At 72.4% G+C, this 19211-nt stretch carries 15 protein-coding genes; 3 read left to right on the top strand and 12 right to left on the bottom strand.

The window, feature by feature from the left end:
- Positions 1-22 precede the first annotated feature (22 nt).
- Entirely contained in the window at positions 23-940 is a 918-nt protein-coding gene (locus ABT025_RS12710; RefSeq protein ID WP_502971934.1) for a chitosanase, read from the top strand.
- A 530-nt stretch (positions 941-1470) separates the two neighbouring features.
- On the opposite strand, the gene ABT025_RS12705 is transcribed toward ABT025_RS12710, so the two are convergent.
- The 9 genes from ABT025_RS12705 to ABT025_RS12665 form a co-directional block, all read right to left on the bottom strand.
- Entirely contained in the window at positions 1471-1725 is a 255-nt protein-coding gene (locus tag ABT025_RS12705; RefSeq protein WP_350992981.1) for a WhiB family transcriptional regulator, read from the bottom strand.
- A gap of 95 nt (positions 1726-1820) precedes the next feature.
- Complete coding sequence (locus ABT025_RS12700; protein ID WP_350992979.1) at positions 1821-2621, bottom strand: VOC family protein; 801 nt, start codon at positions 2619-2621, stop codon at positions 1821-1823.
- 160 nt (positions 2622-2781) lie between these two features.
- A complete protein-coding gene (locus tag ABT025_RS12695) occupies positions 2782-3855 on the bottom strand; it encodes an LLM class flavin-dependent oxidoreductase (protein ID WP_350992977.1) in 1074 nt (357 codons plus the stop codon).
- A 4-nt stretch (positions 3856-3859) separates the two neighbouring features.
- Positions 3860-4747 carry an ABC transporter substrate-binding protein gene (locus ABT025_RS12690; protein WP_350992975.1) on the bottom strand — a complete coding sequence of 296 codons (888 nt, stop codon included), beginning with the start codon at positions 4745-4747 and terminating at the stop codon, positions 3860-3862.
- Entirely contained in the window at positions 4748-5503 is a 756-nt protein-coding gene (locus tag ABT025_RS12685) for an ABC transporter ATP-binding protein (RefSeq protein WP_350992973.1), read from the bottom strand. It lies immediately after the preceding gene.
- On the bottom strand, positions 5500-6384 hold the full coding sequence (locus ABT025_RS12680) for an ABC transporter permease (protein ID WP_350992971.1): 885 nt from the start codon (positions 6382-6384) through the stop codon (positions 5500-5502). The genes ABT025_RS12685 and ABT025_RS12680 overlap by 4 nt, the downstream gene beginning before the upstream one ends.
- Complete coding sequence (locus ABT025_RS12675; protein WP_350992969.1) at positions 6381-7403, bottom strand: NrtA/SsuA/CpmA family ABC transporter substrate-binding protein; 1023 nt, start codon at positions 7401-7403, stop codon at positions 6381-6383. The genes ABT025_RS12680 and ABT025_RS12675 overlap by 4 nt, the downstream gene beginning before the upstream one ends.
- A complete protein-coding gene (locus ABT025_RS12670) occupies positions 7400-8428 on the bottom strand; it encodes an ABC transporter substrate-binding protein (protein ID WP_350992967.1) in 1029 nt (342 codons plus the stop codon). The genes ABT025_RS12675 and ABT025_RS12670 overlap by 4 nt, the downstream gene beginning before the upstream one ends.
- Positions 8429-8569: 141 nt before the next feature.
- On the bottom strand, positions 8570-8680 hold the full coding sequence (locus ABT025_RS12665; RefSeq protein ID WP_327271637.1) for a putative leader peptide: 111 nt from the start codon (positions 8678-8680) through the stop codon (positions 8570-8572).
- Between the two features lie 193 nt (positions 8681-8873).
- Here ABT025_RS12665 and ABT025_RS12660 point away from each other — a divergent pair, with 193 nt between their 5' ends.
- Both ABT025_RS12660 and ABT025_RS12655 read left to right on the top strand, forming a co-directional pair.
- Complete coding sequence (locus ABT025_RS12660) at positions 8874-9656, top strand: IclR family transcriptional regulator (protein WP_350992964.1); 783 nt, start codon at positions 8874-8876, stop codon at positions 9654-9656.
- 104 nt (positions 9657-9760) lie between these two features.
- Complete coding sequence (locus tag ABT025_RS12655) at positions 9761-11956, top strand: DEAD/DEAH box helicase (RefSeq protein ID WP_350992962.1); 2196 nt, start codon at positions 9761-9763, stop codon at positions 11954-11956.
- Positions 11957-12165: 209 nt separating this feature from the next.
- Here ABT025_RS12655 and ABT025_RS12650 read toward each other — a convergent pair whose 3' ends face one another.
- The 3 genes from ABT025_RS12650 to ABT025_RS12640 are packed head-to-tail and all read right to left on the bottom strand — an operon-like array spanning position 12166 to position 19167.
- Entirely contained in the window at positions 12166-13125 is a 960-nt protein-coding gene (locus ABT025_RS12650) for an ABC transporter ATP-binding protein (protein WP_350992960.1), read from the bottom strand.
- On the bottom strand, positions 13122-15836 hold the full coding sequence (locus ABT025_RS12645; RefSeq protein WP_350992958.1) for an FtsX-like permease family protein: 2715 nt from the start codon (positions 15834-15836) through the stop codon (positions 13122-13124). The genes ABT025_RS12650 and ABT025_RS12645 overlap by 4 nt, the downstream gene beginning before the upstream one ends.
- Before the next feature lies 1 nt (position 15837).
- On the bottom strand, positions 15838-19167 hold the full coding sequence (locus ABT025_RS12640) for an FtsX-like permease family protein (protein WP_350992954.1): 3330 nt from the start codon (positions 19165-19167) through the stop codon (positions 15838-15840).
- Positions 19168-19211 lie beyond the last annotated feature (44 nt).

The following is a 19211-nucleotide window of genomic DNA, read 5'->3' as shown; positions in this document are numbered from 1 at the left end:
GTGCGGACCGTACTCTGTGCCGGTGAAACCAGTTACCCGCGTTGTTCTGTTCGGTGCGCCGATAGCCATCGTCGTTCCCCTGCTCTTCAACAGCGGCGGCGACTCGGAACTGCCCACGAGCTCCCCCGCCGCGAAGGCACCGGTCACCGCGTCCGCGCAGGCGGACCCGTTCGTCGCGGCGGACGACGAGGAACGGCGGAAGCTGAACGCACGCGTCGCCGCGATGCCCGCGGGGCTGGCCGAGCCGAGGATGCGCGAAATCGCCTGGCAGCTGCTGGCCAGCGCCGAGGGATCGACCCTGGACTGGCGCAGCCAGTACGCCACGATCGAGGACACCGGCGACGGCACCGGGTACAGCGCCGGAATCGTCGGATTCTGCTCCGGTACGCACGACATGCTCGCGTTCGTCGAGTCGTTCACCAAGGACCATCCGGACAGTCCACTGGCTCCGTTCGTCCCGGCGCTGCGCCAGGTCGACGGCTCCGCTTCGCACGAGGGGCTGGATCCCGGATTCACGGCCGCCTGGAAGAAGTCGGCCGAGGACCCCGCCTTCCGAGCCGCTCAGGACTACGTCCGGCTGAAGCAGTACTTCGAACCGGCCGTCCATCTGGCGAAACTGGACGGGCTCGGCGCCCTGGGCCAGTACATGTACTTCGACGCCATGGTGCTTCAGGGTCCCGGGTCCGAGACGGACTCGTTCTACGGCATCCGTCAGGCAGCCCTGGCCGAGGCGGACACGGTCACGGAGGGCGGCGACGAGAGCGCCTATCTGGACGCTTTCCTGGACGCGGCGCGGACCGTGATGAAGTCGAAGAGGAACCAGCAGGACACCTCACGCCTCGACACCGCTCAGCGAACGTTCCTGGAGGACGGGAACCTGGACCTGGAACCGCCGCTGACCTGGAGGATGTACGGCGAGACGTTCCGCGTACCGTCCTGACCCGGCGGCCCCCACCCGGCGGTGTCCCGACCCGGCGGATGCCGTCTACCGCCGCGCGTCCTGCCTGATCAGCTCCGCCGCCTTTCAGACAGCCGTCGGCGGCGCTCCAGCGGCGGCCGCGGCGCCGGTTGACCGAAGTCACCGCCACCCCGCCCGCGGTCGGGCGTGTTCAGCTCGGTGCGGAGTGGAACGCCGTCGTCCAGACAGGCGGTGACGAAGTCGCCGGTCGGGCCGGAGGGGCGTGGGGCGGCGAGACGAAGAGCGGGCCCCCCGTTCGGTAGGGAACGCCGCCGGATTCCGGGTCCCGGGCTTGCGGTCAGGCCGGCCCGACTCGACGGGGGCGACGCCGACCGCGGGGTCCTCGGACAGCCGTGCGGCCGGCACACAGCTGGCCGAACCCACTCCGACGACGACGTGGTCGTACGCGCTCGACGCGGCTTCTCCTCGTGGTCGACGTGAGTTCCGCGGCGTTCACGGAGACCCGCAAGCCGATGCGCGGGAGGCCGAAGTGTCCCACGGTGAGGGTACGTTCACGCCTGGTCGCGGTCGACTCTGCGGAGCCGGTCGCGCTCCTTCTCGGAGAGACCGCCCCATACGCCGAAGCGCTCGTCGTTGTCGAGTGCGTACTCCAGACAGGCCAGCCGTCCGTCGCAGGCGTTGCAGAGCTGCTTGGCCTCACGGGTGGAGCTGCCGGGGGCAGGAAAGAAGAACTCGGGCCCCGTCTGTGCGCACAGCGCTGTCTCCTGCCAGGCGAGAGCGGGGTCGGTCGGGGTGTTGATCAGCATGCGGCACACAGTGCCCTGTCGCGATAAACGACTGATCAACGATCCATCAACCGGCCGGAGGAACCGGGCACGGCGAACCCCCGGCGGCCGCGCTGTCAGGCGGCGGGCGCCTCCGCGCTCTTGATCACGGCGAACGCGGCACCGTACGGATCGGCGACGTTGGCGAAGGTGCCCACACCCTCCATCTCCAGCGGTTCCAGCGTCAGCTTGCCGCCCAGCCGCTCGACCGCCGCCACCGTGGCATCGCAGTCGTCGACCTCGATGTACGGCAGCCAGTGGGGCCCGGCCGCGGCCCTGACAGGCACCGCGTCCAGCGGGACGAGCCCGCCGAAGGAGGTCTCCTCACCGCCGCCCGCCGTCCTGATGACGGTGTACGCGCCACCGCCGCCCGGATAGGGCATCTGGTCGGTCCGCCAGCCAAAGACAGCGTCGTAGAACGCCGCGGCGGCCGGCACGTCCGGGGTGTACAGCTCGGCCCAGCAGAGGCTGCCCGGTTCGTTGACTGCGCCGAGCCCCGGATTCCGCTTCGGCTGCCAGACGCCGAAGTACGCCCCGGCCCGGTCGGTGAACCCGCCCATCCGGCCGTAGTCCAGGACGTCCATCGGTGTGAACGGCACCGCCCCGCCGGCCTTCTCCACGGCCCGTGCGGTGGCGTCGACGTCCGACGACCGGAAATACACCGACCAGGACGGCTTCGCCTGCTCCTCGGTGACCGTCATCGCGCCGCCGACCGTCTTCCCGTTCAGCATGAACATCCCGTAACCACCGGTCTCGGGGCCTCCGGCCTCGTAGTCCCAGCCGAGGAGAGCGGTGTAGAAGGCCGTGGCCCCTTCGAGATCCGGTGTGCCCAGGTCCATCCAGTTGGGGGCTCCGTCAACAAAACGGGTGGTGAGCATCGTGCGCTCCTTCGGTGGTCCCGTTCTCGGACAGCAGGAATTCCTGACTCTCCGAGTCTGGCACCGGGCACCGACAACCGCAGTCCGTGCGTTCCCCGGACGAAGCCGCCCGCAGTCCGTGCGTTGTCCGGGCGCGGCCGGCCCGAGAACACCCCGCTCGTCAGCGTGCGACGCCCAGGGCCGGCAGCACCGTCTCCGCGACCCGGAACGCCTCCTCCAGGAGCGGGTTGCCGGAGAGGATGAAGGTGTCGACACCCAGGTCCTCGAACTCCTTGAGCCGCTCGACGACCTGCGCGGTCGAGCCCACCACCGCGGTGCCGGGCCCCGGCCGGAACAGGCTCATGCCCGGCCACATGTTGGGGTGGACCTCCAGCTCACGGGCGTGCGCGGGAACCTTTCCGCCGTGCTGGCGGAACTGTCGCTGCCAGCCCACACCGTCCTCGCCCGCCCGGTCGCCGAGCTGACGGGCGTACGTCGCGTCGCTGGTGACGTCGAGCAGCCGGTCGGCGGCGGCCCAGGCCTCTTCCTCCGTGTCCCGGACGATCAGATGCAGCCGAAGGCCGATTCTGAGCGTGCGGCCGTACGCGGCGGCCCTCGCCCGGACCTTCTCCAGCTTCTCCTTCAGCAGGTGCGGAGGCTCCCCCCAGGTCAGGAAGACGTCGACGTGCTCGGCCGCCATCTCGATGCCGGGATCCGACGAGCCGCCGAACCAGAGCGGGATGTGCCCGTCCTGCACCGGCTTCAGCTCCCGGAACGAGGCTCCGGCGTTCTTCAGGTCGTAGAAGCGGCCCTTGTGGTCGAAGACCTCGCCGGCCGTCAGCCGCTTCACGATCGACCAGTACTCCGCGCTCAGCTCGTACCGCTCGTCGTGCTCCACGTGGAGTCCGTACTCCTGGAGCGACTTGGTCGACCCGTTGACCACGTTGAAGCGCAGCCGGCCCCCGAAGAGGGTGTCGAAGCTGAGCGCCATCTTGGCGAGCAGGGTCGGCGAGACGAGCCCGGGGTGGACGGCGAGCAGAGGCTTGAACCGGGTGCTGGTCGACGCGGCCAGCGCACTGCCGAGCGGCCAGACGTCGTAGAGGTCCGTGGCGAGGAGCGCACCGCTGTAGCCGAGCCGTTCGACCGTCCCGGCAAGCCGGCTCAGGTATCCGAGATCGACGGGGCGCCTGCCTTCGGGCTCCCAGGGGTAGGCGCCTTCGCGCGGGATGATGTACCAGAGGACTTCGGTCGCCATGTCGTCATACCGCCTTGTCGGCAGCGGTACGGGCACGGGCGTGGGCCACGGTGACCGGGCGGTCGATGAATCCGGTCCGGTGGAAGATGTCGGCAGCTTCCTGCTGCTCGGCGATGAACGCGTCGCTGACGGGCTCGATCGTCCAGGGCAGCGAGGCGAGCGCGGTCTCCCAGTCGTCGGCCGACCCGCCGAGGTCCGCCGCGGCGATCTCGGCCGCCTGCCGGGGATGGGCCGCCGCCCACTCGTCGGCGCGCTCAAGCGCCCGGGTCAGTGCCTCGACCACCTCGGGCCGGGTCTCGGCGAGGTCGCGGCGGGTGAAGAAGACGGAACGGTCGCTGATGACGTCGCCGGTACGGACGAGGGTCCGCAGTCCGCCGGTGCGCCGCGCGGCTGCCAGCTCGGCACCCTGGGCGACCCAGGCGGCTATCTCTCCCGTGCGCAGCAGCTGCTCGCTGTCGGCGTTGCTGCGGACGGCGGTGATGTCGTCGGCGTAGGACAGTCCGGCGTCGTCGAGTGCCTTGGCGATCAGATGGGTCTGCCAGGAGCCGATCGCCAGGTGGACGGTGGAGCCCCTGAGGTCGGCGACGGTCCGCACGGGGCTGTCCTCGGCGACGAGGAGCGCGCCGTGTTCGGGGCGCGGGGCGGAGACGGCCGTGTAGACGATGTCGTGCCCGGTGGCCTGAGCGGTGACGGGCGGGGTGGAGCCGGTGCCGCCGAAGTCGATGACGCCCTGGGTCAGGAGCTCTCCGGTGCGTACGCCGTTGGTGTACGGGTGGAAGACCACGCTCTCGCCCAGGGGGGCCAGTTCCTCCTGGGCGAAGCCGAGGCGGGAGAGGTGGTACAGGTGGTAGAGGGACGGATTGCTGCTGTGGACACCGATGGTGATGGTCATTCAGATCACTCCTGCTTCGGTACGGACGGGGGCGGGGACAGTAGGTACGGGGGCCTCGACGCCGAGGTCGGCGAGGAGGCGCCGCCGCAGGGCCGCGAACGCGGGATCGCCGGGGTCGCGCGGGCGGCCCACCTCGACGGTCTCGTCGGTGACGAGCCGGCCGTCGCGCAGGACCGCGACCCGGTCGGCGAGCCGTACGGCCTCGTCGACGTCATGGGTGACCAGCAGGACGGCGGGCCGGTGCCTGCGGCACAGCTCGCCGACCAGGTCCTGCATCTTCAGCCGGGTCAGCGCGTCGAGAGCGGCGAACGGCTCGTCGAGCAGAAGGAGTTCGGGCTCCCGGACCAGGGCGCGTGCGAGCGCGACGCGCTGGGCCTCGCCGCCGGAGAGGGTGGCCGGCCAGGCCTCGGAGTGGCGCTCCAGGCCCACTTCGGCCAGGGCCCGGAGCCCGTGTGCGGAGCGGCTGCGCGGCAGCGCGACCGTGACATTGGCGAGGACCTTCTTCGACGGGACGAGCCTGGGTTCCTGGAAGACGATGGTGCGCGCCTCGGGGACGAGCACCTCTCCCCCGTCGGCACCGTCGAGGGCTCCGAGAATGCGCAGCAGCGTCGTCTTCCCGCTGCCGCTGGCGCCGAGAAGTGCGACGAACTCGCCCCGGGCGATGTCCAGTCGCAGGTCGTCGAGGACGGCACGCTTCCCGAAGACTCGGCGCAGCCCTCGAACCCGTACGGCGGGCGCTGATGTGGTCGCGGTCATCGGGTGACTCCCTGAGGGGTGCGCCACGGCATCAGCAGACGTTCCAGCAGCCGCACGAGGATGTCGGCGGCCAGCCCGAGGAGCCCGTACACGAGGATGCAGACGGCGAGGATGTCGGTGCGTGCGTAGCTCTGCGCCTGCGACATCAGATAGCCGATGCCGGCGGTGGCGTTGATCTCCTCGGCGGCGATGAGCGCGATGACGCTGAGTGTCATCGACAGGCGCAGCCCGGCGAGCAGGGACGGCAGGGCGCCGGGCAGGACGACTTCGCGTACGAGGGCGAGGCGTCCCATGCCGAAGCTCCGCATGGCCTCGATGAGTTTCGGGTCGGTGTTGCGGACTCCGCTCGATGTCGACACGTACATGGGGAAGGTGGTGGCGACGGCGATGAGGAGGATCTTCGCCGTCTCGTTGATCCCGAACCAGACCATGAACAGCGGTACCAGGGAGAGGAAGGGGATGGTGCGCAGGGTCTGGAGCGAGGAGTCGAGAAGTTCGTCGCCGAGACGGGTGAATCCGGTGGTGATGCCGAGTGTCAGCCCTGCGGCGAGGCCTATCAGGAGGCCGAGACCGGAACGGGTGAGGGAGGTGGTGAGTGCGTCGGGCAGCTGCCCGTTGCCCCACAACTCGCCGACGGCCCGCAGCACTTCACCGGGCGACGCCAGGACGTCGGGGGTCAGGAGCCCGGTGGCGGATGCCACCCACCACAGGGCCAGCAGCAGGACCGGGCCGATGGTGCGGACGCCGAGTGCGTAGCCCCGGCTGCGTGCCCTGCGGAGCTGGGGGCGGGGCCGGACGAGGCCGGGGGGCGCGGCTGCTGTGTCGCCCGGGGCGGGGCCCGGCCGGACGAGGCCGGGCGCCGCGGCTGCGGTGTCGCTCATGCCAGTTTCCCGACGTCGAGCAGGTGGGCGGCGACATCGACCTCGGCCTTGGTGACCTTCTGCTCGGCGTAGAACGCGGCGACGTCCTTGAAGCGGGCGATGTCCTCGGGGCCGATGGGGTCGACGGTGCCGCCTTCTGCCGTGAACTCCGTCTGGACCTCCTTGGCCTTTCCGGTCACGGCGGTGGGGCCGACGTCCGTGAAGACGTTGAGGTACGCGGCCGGGTTCTGCTTCTCCTTGGCGCTGGCCTCGTGAAGGTACTGGTAGAGGGCCTCCACGACCTTCGGGTGCTGTTCGGCGAACTCCGTCCGTACGGCGTTGAGGCTGTAGTTGTCCGAGCCGATCGCCGCACCGTCGGCGACGAAGTGCGCCTTGCCGCTGCCGATCTCGGCGACCGCGTACGTGGCCCAGACGGCCCAGGCGTCGACCTTGCCCGCGTTGAAGACCGCTGCGGTCTGGTCGGGCCGCAGATAGACCCGGGTGACCTTGTCCGCGGGGATGCCGGCCTTGGCGAGGGCCTTGAGCAGCAGGTACTCGCCGGTGCCGCCCTGGTTGACGGCGACCTTCTTCCCGACCAGGTCGGCCACCGAGCCGATGTCCGAGCCGTTCCTGACGAGGATGCCCTCCCCGGCGGCATCCGGGTCGACGGCGGTGAAGAACTTGAAGCCGGGCCGCTGGGCGAGCGAGGTGATGCCGGAGGTGATGGAGCCCGTGGCGATGTCCAGCTGGTCCGCGTTCATCGCCTGGGCCGCGGGGGCGAACGGTCCGGCGCTGCCGGTCCACTGCACCTTGGCGCCCGCCTTGGACAGGGCCTTGTCGAGGCTGCCGTCCTTCTTGCCGAGGGCGAGCACACCGGAGTTGCCGGGGTCGGGGATGCGGACGGTCACGGTCGCCTTGCCGCCGGAGCCCTGTGCTGCGCTGTCGGCCTCGGACGTGCCGCAGGCGGTGAGGGCGACGAGCGCGGAGACCGAGAGGAGCGCCGGAACGGCCGTCGTACGCAGTGGTCGGGAGAGATTCATGATGAGGGTTCCTCTGGGCTCAGGGGGGCGGAGGTTCGGCGGGCCAGGGCGGCTGCGCGGCGGAGCGGCTCGGGGTCGGCCCAGGCCGCGACGTCGACGGGTTCGGGCAGGAAGCCGTGGGCGCGCAGCCCGGCCTCCTGCGCGGCGAGCAGGCCGAGGCGTTCGGCGGACAGGTCGGGGTGGAGGGTCAGGTGGGTGCCGGGGCGGTAGGCGCCGGCGACTCCGTCGGCGCCCGCCCCGGTCTCGGCGCCGAGGATGCGGGCGACCTCGTCGGGCTGCCCGGCGGCCCAGTCGGCGGCCCTCAGCAGGACCGCGAGGAAGCGGTCGACGAGGCCGGGATGGTCGTCGAGGAGCTGCTGATGGACGGTGATGGGGCGCGGGGTGCCGTTGTTGACGCGGAAGCGGCGGTCGGGCAGGTCGTCGAGTTCGACTGCCACTTCGGCACCGGCCAGGCGGGCCGCCTCGACGGCCAGCGCGCCCTTCACGTAAACGGCGTCGACGTCGCCGCGCCGCAGCGCCGCCAGTTCGGCCGCCCACTGACCGGTGTGCCCGTCGGCGGGTACGTCGACGAGTGAGGCGTCCTCCGGTGCGAGTCCGGCGGAGGCGAGCGCCCCCTCGAAGCCGCGCAGGGCCATGGCGCGCCAGAAGTCGATGGCGATGTCGTGCTTCGGTACGGCGAGCCGCAGCCCGCGCAGCGCTTCGGCGCCCCGGATTCCGGAGCCGGGTGCGACCAGGACGGTCTGCCGTTCCTCGATCCAGGTGAGGCCGATCAGCCGGGTGCGCTCGCCACGCGAACGGGCCCACAGGGCGGGGACGTTGCCGCCCTCCCGGAACAGGCCGGGCAGGGCGTGGGTGTAGTGCGCGGCACGGTCGGCATCCGGGGAGGCGTCCTGGAGGGAGCGCACGGAGATGCCGTCGGTGGCGAACTCGGCGGTGAGCCACTGCCGGTCGGCGGCGATGCCGGTGGCGGTGGGTACGGGACAGCGGGTGAACCAGAGGGTCCGGGGCAGGACGGCAGACGTCATGGAGTCTTCCCGAGGATCGGCGAAGCGGGGGAGCCTGCGGGCGCGGCACGTGCGTCCCGGGGCAGGAAGGGGTACGTACGGCAGGGGCCCGTGACGCGTCGGATCGACGCGTCAGGCGTGAAGGGGAACGTGCGGGGAGGGTCAGCGACAGGCGGCGCTGGACACGCGGGCCAGGTCGATGTGACGGCGCAGCGTGAGGGCGAGCAGGACCGGAGCGGCGTGGGCGGGGGTCGCGGTTCGGCGGCCGGCCATGGCACTGCTCCCTTCAGCTCGTCGGTGGTGACGGCTGCAGCCTGCCACGGAGCGGCGCCCGGCCACAACTCGCTTCCCATGATGTGGGATTGCTTATGAACGCAGTGTTTCACCAGGCAGTTTTCACCCGGTGGGACTCCCGCAATGTGGCAACGTCAAACCTCTCATCCCCACGAGCGGAGCGTGAACCCACATGACCCAGGCCGCCGCGGTACGTGCTCCCGGCGGGGCCCAGGCGGTACAGCGCGCCCTGGACGTCCTGCACTGTTTCCACGACAACGGCCCCGATCTGAGCGCCTCCGATCTGGCCCGGCGCCTCACCCTGTCGGTGTCCACGGCCCACCGGCTCGCCCGCACCCTGCTCGGTGCCGGATTCCTGGAGCAGGACGCCCGGACGTCCCGTTACCGGCTCGGCCCGGCCGTGACCGAACTGGGCAGGCTCTCCTACCATCAGCGCGGTCTGCATCTGGCCGCCCCCGAACTGGCCGATCTCGCCGATCGCACGGGCGCCACCGCCGACCTGGCCCTGCGCAGCGGACCGCACGCGGTGATCGTCGCGGGTGGTTCGGTGACCCCCAAGGTAGGTCTGCGTCGGCCGTTGCACTCCACCGCACTGGGCAAGGTGCTGCTGGCCTGGGCGGGGCCCGGCGAGGGCGGCCCCTCGTCGCTGCCGCCGCTGCCCGCCTTCACCGACCGGACGATCGTCGAACCGGCGGCCCTGGAGGCTGAGCTGGCACGGGTGCGGTCCGCCGCCTACGCCGTCAACGACGGCGAGTCGGCCCACGGGGTACGGACCCTGGCGGTGCCGGTGCTGGACGGTGCCGGGCACGCCCGTTTCGCCCTGGCGGTACGAGCCACCCCCTCCGTGATCACCGACGCGCGCACCGACTGGTTCCTCGCGCAGGCGCGCTCCTGCGCACGCGCCCTGGAGGTGCTTCTGCTGTCACCGGCGGAGCGGCGGCCTCCCACGCCCTGAGCCGTCCACCGGACCCGGATGTCAGTCACGCATGGGACGATATGAGTCGTTCCGGTGGAAGCCGGAGCCGGCGGTGGCAGGGCGGCGGGGACAGAAGGAACGACATGACTGAGGCCGGTTCCGCGGAGGGCGGGGCGCCGACCGGACGGGCGGCCCGGGAGCTGCTGGCGCGCGCCGACGGGCTGTTGGACGCCGCGCGGGGGGTCCTGGTGGATCACACCCGCGCGGTCGGCGCCGTGCGCACGGCGCTGGACCCGCTGCTCGACGCCCTCGTCCGCGAGGAGCTGTCGGCCATCCCGGTGTCCCGGCTCAAGGACGTCACCGAGGGCCGGCTGCGGCTCGGCGCCGTCGAGCAGGCGGGCTTCACGACGGTGGGGCAGGTGTACGGGGCCAACCGCTACGAGCTCCGCCAGATCCCCGGCGTGGGCGCGCAGACGGCCGACCAGACCCTGGCCGCGGCGGGCCAGATCGCGCACGCGGTGCGCGACACCGTCGCCCTGCGGATAGATGTGGACACCCCCGACGACGCCACGACCGCCCTGGTCACCGCGTTGTACCGGCTGGTCGAGGCCGGGCCGGACGTGCGGCGGGCCGTGGACGGGGCCCGCCGGCTGGCCGATCTCCTGGAGCCGCTGCTGGCCGCGGCCGGGCCGGCCCGGGGGCGGCTGCGGATGGTCTTCACCCGACGGCAGGTCCGGGCGCGGGCGCTGGAGGCCGCCGCCTCCGTGCGGACGGCCGTCGGCGACGCGGTGGAGCGCGAACTCCCTCTGCTGTTCGGCCAGGTGTCGGTCGATCTGCTGCGGGAGCCGGAGTCCGACGTCGCGGCCTGGGTCGACTTCGAGCTGCGGTCCGCGGAGTACTACAGCCTGCTGGCTGAGATGTCCGGCACCGGTCCGGACCGGGACGCGGCCGAGGGCTTCCTGCCGTCCGGGATCGCCGACCGGGTGCGCGGACTGCGGCTGGACGACGCCCGGCTGCGGGTCTCGCTGCGCGGCTACCAGTCCTTCGGCGCGCGCTTCGCGCTCGCGCAGAAGCGGGTGATCCTCGGCGACGAGATGGGGCTCGGCAAGACCGTGCAGGCCATCGCCGCGCTGGCCCATCTCGCGGCACGCGGGGAGACGCACTTCCTGGTGGTGTGCCCCGCGAGCGTGCTGATCAACTGGACGCGGGAGATCCGTGCCCGCTCCACGCTGCGCGTCCTGCCGGTGCACGGGCCCGAGCGGCAGGGCGCGTTCGCCGAGTGGCGCGTGAGCGGCGGGGTCGCGCTGACCACCTTCGACGCCCTGCACACCCTTCCCCTCGCGGGCGACAGCGGTGTGCGGCCCGGCATGCTCGTCGTGGACGAGGCCCACTACGTCAAGAATCCGGCCACCCGTCGCTCCCGTGCGGTGTCCGGCTGGTCGGCGGGGACCGAGCACGTGCTCTTCCTGACGGGCACGCCGATGGAGAACCGGGTGGAGGAGTTCCGCAGCCTCGTCCGCCATCTCCAGCCCGAACTGGCCCCCTCGGTCAACACCACGCACGGCGTCGCCGGTTCGCAGGCGTTCCGCCGGGCCGTCGCCCCCGCCTATCTGCGCCGCAACCAGCAGGACGTGCTCACCGAACTCCCCGCACTCGTGCAGGTCGACGAGTGGGAGGAGTTCAGCGAGGCCGATCAGCGGGCCTACCACGAGGCGGTGTCCGCCGGGCACTTCATGCGGATGCGCCGGGCCGCGTACGCCCACCCGGCCACGTCCGCGAAGCTGAACCGGCTGCGCGAGCTGGTCGGGGAGGCCGCGGACAACGGCTTGAAGGTCGTCGTGTTCTCCTACTTCCGCGAGGTGCTGGAAACGGTCCGCCACACCCTGGGGGAAGGCGCGTTCGGCCCGCTGTCGGGAAGCGTTCCGGCGGCCCGGCGGCAGCAGTTGATCGACGGCTTCGCCGCCGCGGACGGCCACGCGGTGCTGCTCAGCCAGATCCAGGCGGGCGGCATCGGGCTGAACATGCAGGCCGCGTCGGTCGTCATCCTCTGCGAGCCGCAGATCAAGCCGACGATGGAGCACCAGGCCGTGGCCCGCGCGCACCGGATGGGCCAGATACGCACGGTCCAGGTGCACCGGCTCCTCGCGACGGACAGCGTCGACCAGCGGATGCTGGACATCCTGGCCCGCAAGGAGCGGCTGTTCGACGCGTACGCACGGCGCAGCGACGTCGCCGAGACGACGCCGGACGCCATGGACGTGTCGGACCGATCGCTGGCCCGCCGCATCGTCGAGGAGGAGCAGCAGCGCCTCGCCGCGGTGGCGGACGCGGCCGGCTGAGGGCTGTCCCGTGACCCCAGGCGGTTCGGCGCGCGGCGCCGGATGCGGTGCGTCGCACGGCAGGAGCGAACCATGGCGACCGGGGCCTCCCCTGCTCGGGCGCGGCCGAGAGGTCGGGGAACGTGCCGACCGACGACAACGCCCGGGGCCCGGTGCCGGACCCCGCGAGCCCGGTCCGGTCCGGTCCGGTCCGGTCCGAACGACAGTGCCTAAGGGGTGTCGTCGGGCCAGATGCCTATGTGATCGGATTCCAGCTCCAGCAGCACCCGGTCACGCATGCCCAGGGCATCGGTGTAGTCCGCGGGCAGCTGAAGGCGGCCCGCGCGGTCCAGCATCGCGTAATCCCTGGCCACCACCGATTCCTGGCCCGTCGTCGCGTCGACCTCCGTGCGCCGCAGGGTCTCCGTGGAGGTGCGGCCGTCGCGGATGGCCACCGTGCGGCGGACCTCGGCGGCCACCGACTGGTCGTGGGTGACGATGAGGATCGTCGTGCCGAGCTCCTCGTTCGCCAGACGCAGCGCGGCGAAGACCTGCTCGGCGGTCTGGGAGTCGAGCTCGCCCGTCGGCTCGTCGGCGAGCAGCACCGACGGTTCGTTCGCCAGTGCCACCGCGATGGAGACGCGTTGCTGCTGACCGCCGGACATCTGGTGCGGGCGGCGGTCGCGGCAGTCGGCGACCTCCAGCAGGGAGAGCAGCGATTCGGCGCGCGCGGCCCGTTCGGCCTTCTTCCTCGTACGGCCGGCCAGTTGCATCGGCAGCGTCACGTTCTGGACGGCGCTCAGATACGGCAGGAGATTGCGTGCCGTCTGCTGCCAGACGAAGCCCACCACCTCGCGCCGGTAGCGCAGCCGGTCCTTCGCGCTCATCGTCAGCAGATCGCACCCGGCCACCTTCGCGGCACCCGCCGTCGGCTCGTCCAGACCCGCCAGGACGTTCATCAGCGTCGACTTGCCGCTGCCGGACGCCCCGACCAGCGCCATCAGCTCCCCCTCGCGGACCAGCAGGTCGAGCCCTTGCAGGGCCTGCACCTCGACTCCGTCCGTGGAGAAGATGCGGACCAGACGGTCGCAGGTGATCAGCGCGTCGTGACCGTACTCGGGCCGGTCGCGCCGGGCCGCCGCCCGGCGCTCCAGCTCGCCGAGAGTGACGCCTGTGGAGGCCTCGGTCATCGCGTGTCTCCTACCCTGAGTTCGGTCGTTGTCGTACGCCGGGTGATCAGCCAGGCCTGCACGGCGGCCACCGCAGACGCGATCGCCACCACACCGAGCGCGGGCAGCAGCAGGCTCACCGGATCGGCGTGCAGCCGTACTTGGCCGAGCGATGCCTGCCCGGCCAGAGCGAGCCGGCCGAGATCGATTCCGGGAGCCAGCAGCAGGATCGCCGCCCAGCCGACCAGCGCACCGCCCACGGCAGCCAGCAGAGTCTGCGGCAGGGTCTCCAGAATCAGCAGACGGCGCCCCTGCCGGCGGGTCAGGCCCATGGTGCGCAGCCGAGCCAGCAGCGCGGTTCGCTCGGCGGAGGTCTGGAGCAGTGAGAGCACCAGCGCGAGCACCGCGTACCCGGCTCCCGCCGCCGCGGCCACCGCGTAGATCCGTTCGGCACCGCTCTGCACGGGTGACGTCGTGAACCTGTCCCGTTCGGCGGAGCGCAGCTTCACGATGGCGGAGCCCGCTGAGCGAGCCGCTGACGCGAGGTCGGCACCGGCCACGGAGGGCCCGGATATCAGCAGCGTGGTGGCGGGGTGCCTGCCCGGCAGACCTGCCGCGTCGACCACCAGGAAGTCGCCGTCGGCCGCGGGAGTGGTGCTGCGCACCATGTCCACGCGGACCGAGAACGGGCCGCCCGGCGGGCCGATCGTCGTCGTCCCGCCGCGCAGCCGCTCGGCGACGGCGGGGGTGGCGAGCGCGGGCAGCACTCCGGAGGACTTCCGCAGTTCGGCGGCCCGGAACGAACCGAGGCCGGTGCGGCCGGCGAGACGCGCGTACGAATCGGGGTCGACGGCGAGCAGCGTGACGCGGTCGAGCCGGCCGTCGCGCAGGTCCAGGTCGAACTCCCGGTAGACGGGAGCGACATCGCTCACCCCGGCCATGTTCCTTACCGTCCCGGCCAGTTCGTCCGGCAGCCCCTGGTCCGCATCGATCCGGGCATCGGCGCCGACCGCGACCAAGGACGCCCGGTCCCGGGCATCGGCGACACCGGAGAGTACCGAGCCGCCGAACGCCACCGTCGTCAGGGCGACGAGCAACGCCAGCAGCGGCAGCACGGTGGCGGTGGCGGAGGAGCGGCCCGCACGGGCGAGTGACAGAAAGCCGACCGCACCGCGCCGGCGCGCCACCGGCAGCGCCGCGAGCCGCAGGGGCAGCGGATACAGCCGCACGAGCAGCAGCGCGGCGATCACACCCACCAGTACCGGGGCGGCGCTGATCAGTGCGTCCGCGTCGCCGTTGGAGGTGCCCCGGCGCCGCAGTGCGGTGACCGCTGCCACGGTCAGCACCAGCAGCGTCAGTTCCGCGACGGTCCGGCGGCGCGACGGCCTGGCCCGTACGAGATCGTCCCGGTCACCGTGCAGGCGCGGCCGCCGGTGCAGGAACGCCGCTCTCAGGGGCAGCGTGGCGCAGGCGAACAGCGCGACCACGGCCGAGGCGAGCAGCGCCGGCAGCGTCCGGCCCTCGGGGACGACGACGAGCGCGAGCGCGCAGCCGAGTGCCGCGCCGGCCAGCACGGGAACGGCGACCTCGGCGAGCAGCCGCCCCGCGATCCCGCGGACCGATCCGCCCCGCGAGCGGAGCAGCGACAGCTCGGCGTGCCTGCGCGAAGCGGCCAGGCCGCCTGTCATCAGCAGGACGACGCCCGCGACGCTGCCGACGCCGAAGGCCGCGACGGCGACCACCGGGTTGATGGCGGCACGGATGCCGTCGAACTCGATGAGGACGTCGTCCAGGCCGGTGCTGATCTCCAGCGCCGGCGCGACCTCGGTGCGCAGCGCGCTCAGCAGCGGGCCTTGTTCGAGAGAGGCGATCGTCTGCGTGATCCGGGGAAGGTCGGCGATGTCCATCCCGGCCGGGTCGGGAGCGACACGCCAGTAGGCCTCGGTCTCCACGGGCATGGACAGCAGGACGGGTGCCGCTTCGGGGGCCAGCAGCAGCGCGCCGTGCCAGTACGGCAGAGGGGGCTGATCCGGCGTGTGGAGGTACGTCGGCGTGCGCAGCACGGGTTCGACGGACCAGTAGCTCTGTTGCGGCCGCAGCGGTTCGACGATGCCGGTGACGCGCACGGCGAGGGGTGCACCGACGGCCCGCGGCACGTGGATGGTCGAGCCGGTCTTGATGCGCAGCGCCCTGGCGGTGGCGGAGGTGACCGCGGCCTCCACGGTGGCGGTGTCCGGGGTGACGGTTCCCGCGGTCGCCCTGGGCAGCCGTCCCGAGGCGGGCTCGGAGTGCTCGGCGACCTCGGTCTGGGCGGACAGGGTGAATACCGGGCGGCCGCCGTTCAGCTCGGGCAGCCACATGTCGGTGGCTGCCACCGGCTTGAGGGTGCGGGCTCCGTAGGCGGACTGGCCGGTGTCGACGCGCAGGGAGTCCGGCAGGGCGGCCAGGATCTGCCGGTAGTTCTCGGTCAGCCGACGGGCCCGTAGCGCATCGGTGCTCTTCTCCGGTCCACCGTCCACGTCCTGCCACGGATCGCTGCTCAACTGGATGACGCTTCCGTCCGGTGAGGTGGCGCTCACCTCGTGGCGCAGGCCCCGGCTTTCGTACGCGGCCACCGCGCCCGGGAACGCCGCGGCGAGGAACGAGGTGACCAGGACGAGGAACAGCAGGGCGACGGCGGGCCCCGGTGCCGTACGCAGCCGGGTGCGGACCCAGGGGGCAGTGGCCCTCATATCACTCGCCTCCCTGGACACGCAGCGCCGCGGCGGGATCGCCTCGGCGCATGGCCAGTGCCGCCACGATGAGCGCGGGTGCGGCGGCGACCCCCGCGACGAGCAGCGCCACGCGCCCGAGCGGCAGTTCCACCAGCACACCGGGAGCAGGCTGGGTGGCCTGTCCGGTCAGCACGATCAGCGGTACGACGGCACGGGTGAGCACTGCGCCGAGGGCCAGCCCGATCAGCAGCCCGAGCCCGATCAGCAGTGACTGCTCGACGGCGAGCAGCCGGGCCAGTTGGCGCCGCGGCGCGCCGAGCGCCCGGAGTACCGCGAACTCCGCCGAGCGTTCCCGCAGCGTTCCCACCGCGCCCACCGCGAAGCCGACCGCGGCCAGCGCCGCGGCGACGAGAGCCACCGCGAGCAGCGCCGACTGCGGGCCCGCGCCGAGCGGATCGTCGTGCAGTTCCTCGGCGATCTCGTCCCGCACCTGGATCTGGGTCGGGTCGATCTCGGCCCTGTCGCGCAGGGCCGCCGCGACCTCTTCCGCGGCCCCGCGCTCGGTGAACAGCCACCATTCGGTGGGCGGGAACGCCGAGTCGGGACGGGTGGCGAGCACCTGGTTGACGGCTCGCAGGTCGATCAGCAGCGCGCCGCCGTCGGTCGCGGGCGTGGCGGCCGGGTCGAGGGCGGCGGCACCGGGCCCGGTGGTCGGAACACCGCGGAGAGCGCCCACGATCTTCACCTTGACGGGGCCTCCGGGCATCGGGATGTCGATCACTGATCCGGTCTTCGCACCACTGGAATCGAGGAAGCGGTCGGTGGCGAGCGCGGCCGGCAGGGCCGGTTCCCCACGCTTGGCCGTGACCCGGACGGTGACTGTGCGCTTGGGGCCCCATTGATCCTCGAACACCACTCTGCCCGTGTGGTAGGAGACGTCGAGGGGTGTCCGGGACGACGAGCCCACGGCGGTGATCGCGGGGCCGCGCTCGTTCCTGGACGAGTCGGGCTCGACGCTCACCGTGGCCTTGGCCGCCCATGCCAGGTCCTTCGGCGCAGTGACCCCGCGGGTGGCGCCGTCCGCGGTGACCGAGCGCATCCCGCCGATCGTGAGCCGCTTGGCGGCGATCCGGTCCGGGTAACCCGACTCGTCGAACTCCACCCCGGTCAGTGCCAGCGGACCCGCCGGCCTTCCCGTCGGGGCGTCCGCCGCCTTGGCGAGGTCGACGGTCACCGCGTGCGGCCTGCCGTCCGGCGCGGGTGCGTCCGACTGCAGCCGGTAGGGCACACCGAAGCGGTCCTCGAACGTGAGAGTGATGGTCGTGCCCTCTCGCTCGTACGGGCCGTCCTCGGCGGCGCTCAGGGTGACATCGAGAAGCAGCCGCACCGTGTCATCGGGCAGCAGCACACCCGTGCGTGCGGTCTTCTCCGGGCCCAGGGCCCTCAGCAATTTGTCCGGGTCGCCGTCGGCCAGGTCGTCCCGCAGCCGTAGCTCCGTGCCTGCGAGCCCGGTGTCGAGCGCGAGTACGGTGGCCTGGCGTCCGCCCGAGAGAATGAGACCGGTACGGGCGGCCGGCACCGCTGCCCGTACACCCGGCATCCCGTCGTACACACCGCCCTGGCCGAACCGGGAGGTGCCGCTGCCCAGTACGCGGACCGGGGCGCCGGCCCGGAAGTCCGCCTGGTCGTCCTGCGAGCGGTCCCAGGACGCGCCCTGGCCGATCGCCAGCATGCCCATCGCGACGGCGAGCACCAGCAGCAGCACCGGGCCCGCGCCGCGCAGCGGTCTGCGGCTGATCTGCCAGCCGGCCAGCGGGAGGGTCAGACCCCGGCCCGCGGTCGCCCGCCGCTCGGCGAGCTTCGCCGTCGGCGGCAGCAGCCGCAAGGTGAGGACGGTCCCGGCCAACAGCGCCAGCGCCGGCGCCACGACGAGCAGCGGGTCGATGCCCAACTCGCCCTCGCGGTCACCGCTGAGGGCGCCGCCGCCCGCGTCACGCCGGTCCAGCTGCCAGAACGCGACCGCGGCGACGGCCACGAGTGCGATGTCCGCGCCCGTCCGCAGCGGGGCGGGCAGCGTGCGGCCGCGGCCGCGTGCCGCCACTGCCGCGGTGAGCGCCGGGGCCACCACGGCCCCGGCACAGGCCAGCGCCGCCACCGCGCCGACCAGCCAGACCTCCGCGGTCGGACCGGTGTCGACACGCAGCCCGATTCTGGCCAGCAGTCCCCGGCCGGCGAGCAACCCGGTGAGCGGCCCCGCGAGCAGCGGCGCGCACACGGCGGCGGGCAGCGCGAGCAGCAGCGCCTCCAGGGCGGAGAGCGTGGCGAGACGGCCGCGCGACGCGCCGCGGGCCAGCAGCACCTGGGTCTCGCCCGCGCGTTCCGTGCTCAGCAGCCGGGCCACCAGCAACAGCGTGTACGCGGCCAGCAGCACCAGCTGCAACGAGATGATCAGCAGGGTCGCCCTGGACACGAGCAGCGCCCGCTCCAACGTGCCGAGGACGTCGGGCAGCGAGGTACGTGTAGTGACGCCGCGCTCCAGCCCCGGCTGGGCGGCGACGAACTTCTGGCTGTTCTTCGCGGCCGTGCGCAGTGAGTCGATCCGGTCGGCGCCGAAGGTGGCGAAGTCGGCCGTGGCCAGCCAGGACAGACCGCCCTGCGTGATCCGGCCGGACCCGAAGGCCGCGGTGTCGGTCAGCAGGGGCCCGTACGTCATGAACGAGTCCTTGTGCACGCCGCGGCCGCCCAGCTCGTCCAGCTGCCAGTACGGATCGTTCCGGTCGACGGGTCGGTAGACGCCGGTGACTCGGATCCGCACCGCGGGACCACCGAGCCGGTCGGCAAGGGTCAGTACCCGCGGTCCCGGCGACAGTTTCAGCTGCGTCGCGGCGGCCTCGGGCACGGTGACCCCGACCACGTCGTCGTCCTGTCCCGCCGACGGCCAGGCTCCCTTCGACAGGCGGACCCGGGAGCGGTCCGCCAGGGCGAACGTGGTGAGGTCGGGTTCGCCCTCGCGGGCGGCCGGCGCCTGCAGACCGCGCGGCAGGGCGTACGGCCCGGAGCGGTCGAACTGCCGCAGGGTCACCGGCAGTCCGTCGAAGGACTGCCGGGCTGCGCGCCGGACCGACTGTACGGCCGCGGCACGGTCCGCGCCGGGACTCTCCGCCTTGATGACCAGCGAGGCGGCGGCCGCGTCCCTGGTCTGCAGGGCGTGCCGCAGACCGGCGTCCCCGACGGAACCCGCGAAGGCGGCGAGGGTGGCCAGTACGGCGGTGGTCAACAGGACGGCCAGCAGCGCCGCCGTGACCAGCAACCGGTGTCCGCGGACGCGCAGAAACACAAATCCCGTCACCGGTCACCCCCGAAGCGCTGCACACATCCCCCGAAAATTCTTTC

The organism is Streptomyces sp. NPDC002809, assembly GCF_040295435.1.
GTDB lineage: Bacteria > Actinomycetota > Actinomycetes > Streptomycetales > Streptomycetaceae > Streptomyces.
Note: the sequence above shows the minus strand (reverse complement) of the source record. Positions and strands in the feature narration are given on the sequence as shown.

Coding starts and splice junctions, on each gene's coding strand:
- ABT025_RS12705 (WP_350992981.1), bottom strand. CDS start 1,725: ATGCTGATCAACACCCCGACCGACCCCGCTCTCGCCTGGCAGGAGACA.
- ABT025_RS12700 (WP_350992979.1), bottom strand. CDS start 2,621: ATGCTCACCACCCGTTTTGTTGACGGAGCCCCCAACTGGATGGACCTG.
- ABT025_RS12695 (WP_350992977.1), bottom strand. CDS start 3,855: ATGGCGACCGAAGTCCTCTGGTACATCATCCCGCGCGAAGGCGCCTAC.
- ABT025_RS12690 (WP_350992975.1), bottom strand. CDS start 4,747: ATGACCATCACCATCGGTGTCCACAGCAGCAATCCGTCCCTCTACCAC.
- ABT025_RS12685 (WP_350992973.1), bottom strand. CDS start 5,503: ATGACCGCGACCACATCAGCGCCCGCCGTACGGGTTCGAGGGCTGCGC.
- ABT025_RS12680 (WP_350992971.1), bottom strand. CDS start 6,384: ATGAGCGACACCGCAGCCGCGGCGCCCGGCCTCGTCCGGCCGGGCCCC.
- ABT025_RS12675 (WP_350992969.1), bottom strand. CDS start 7,403: ATGAATCTCTCCCGACCACTGCGTACGACGGCCGTTCCGGCGCTCCTC.
- ABT025_RS12670 (WP_350992967.1), bottom strand. CDS start 8,428: ATGACGTCTGCCGTCCTGCCCCGGACCCTCTGGTTCACCCGCTGTCCC.
- ABT025_RS12665 (WP_327271637.1), bottom strand. CDS start 8,680: ATGGCCGGCCGCCGAACCGCGACCCCCGCCCACGCCGCTCCGGTCCTG.
- ABT025_RS12660 (WP_350992964.1), top strand. CDS start 8,874: ATGACCCAGGCCGCCGCGGTACGTGCTCCCGGCGGGGCCCAGGCGGTA.
- ABT025_RS12655 (WP_350992962.1), top strand. CDS start 9,761: ATGACTGAGGCCGGTTCCGCGGAGGGCGGGGCGCCGACCGGACGGGCG.
- ABT025_RS12650 (WP_350992960.1), bottom strand. CDS start 13,125: ATGACCGAGGCCTCCACAGGCGTCACTCTCGGCGAGCTGGAGCGCCGG.
- ABT025_RS12645 (WP_350992958.1), bottom strand. CDS start 15,836: ATGAGGGCCACTGCCCCCTGGGTCCGCACCCGGCTGCGTACGGCACCG.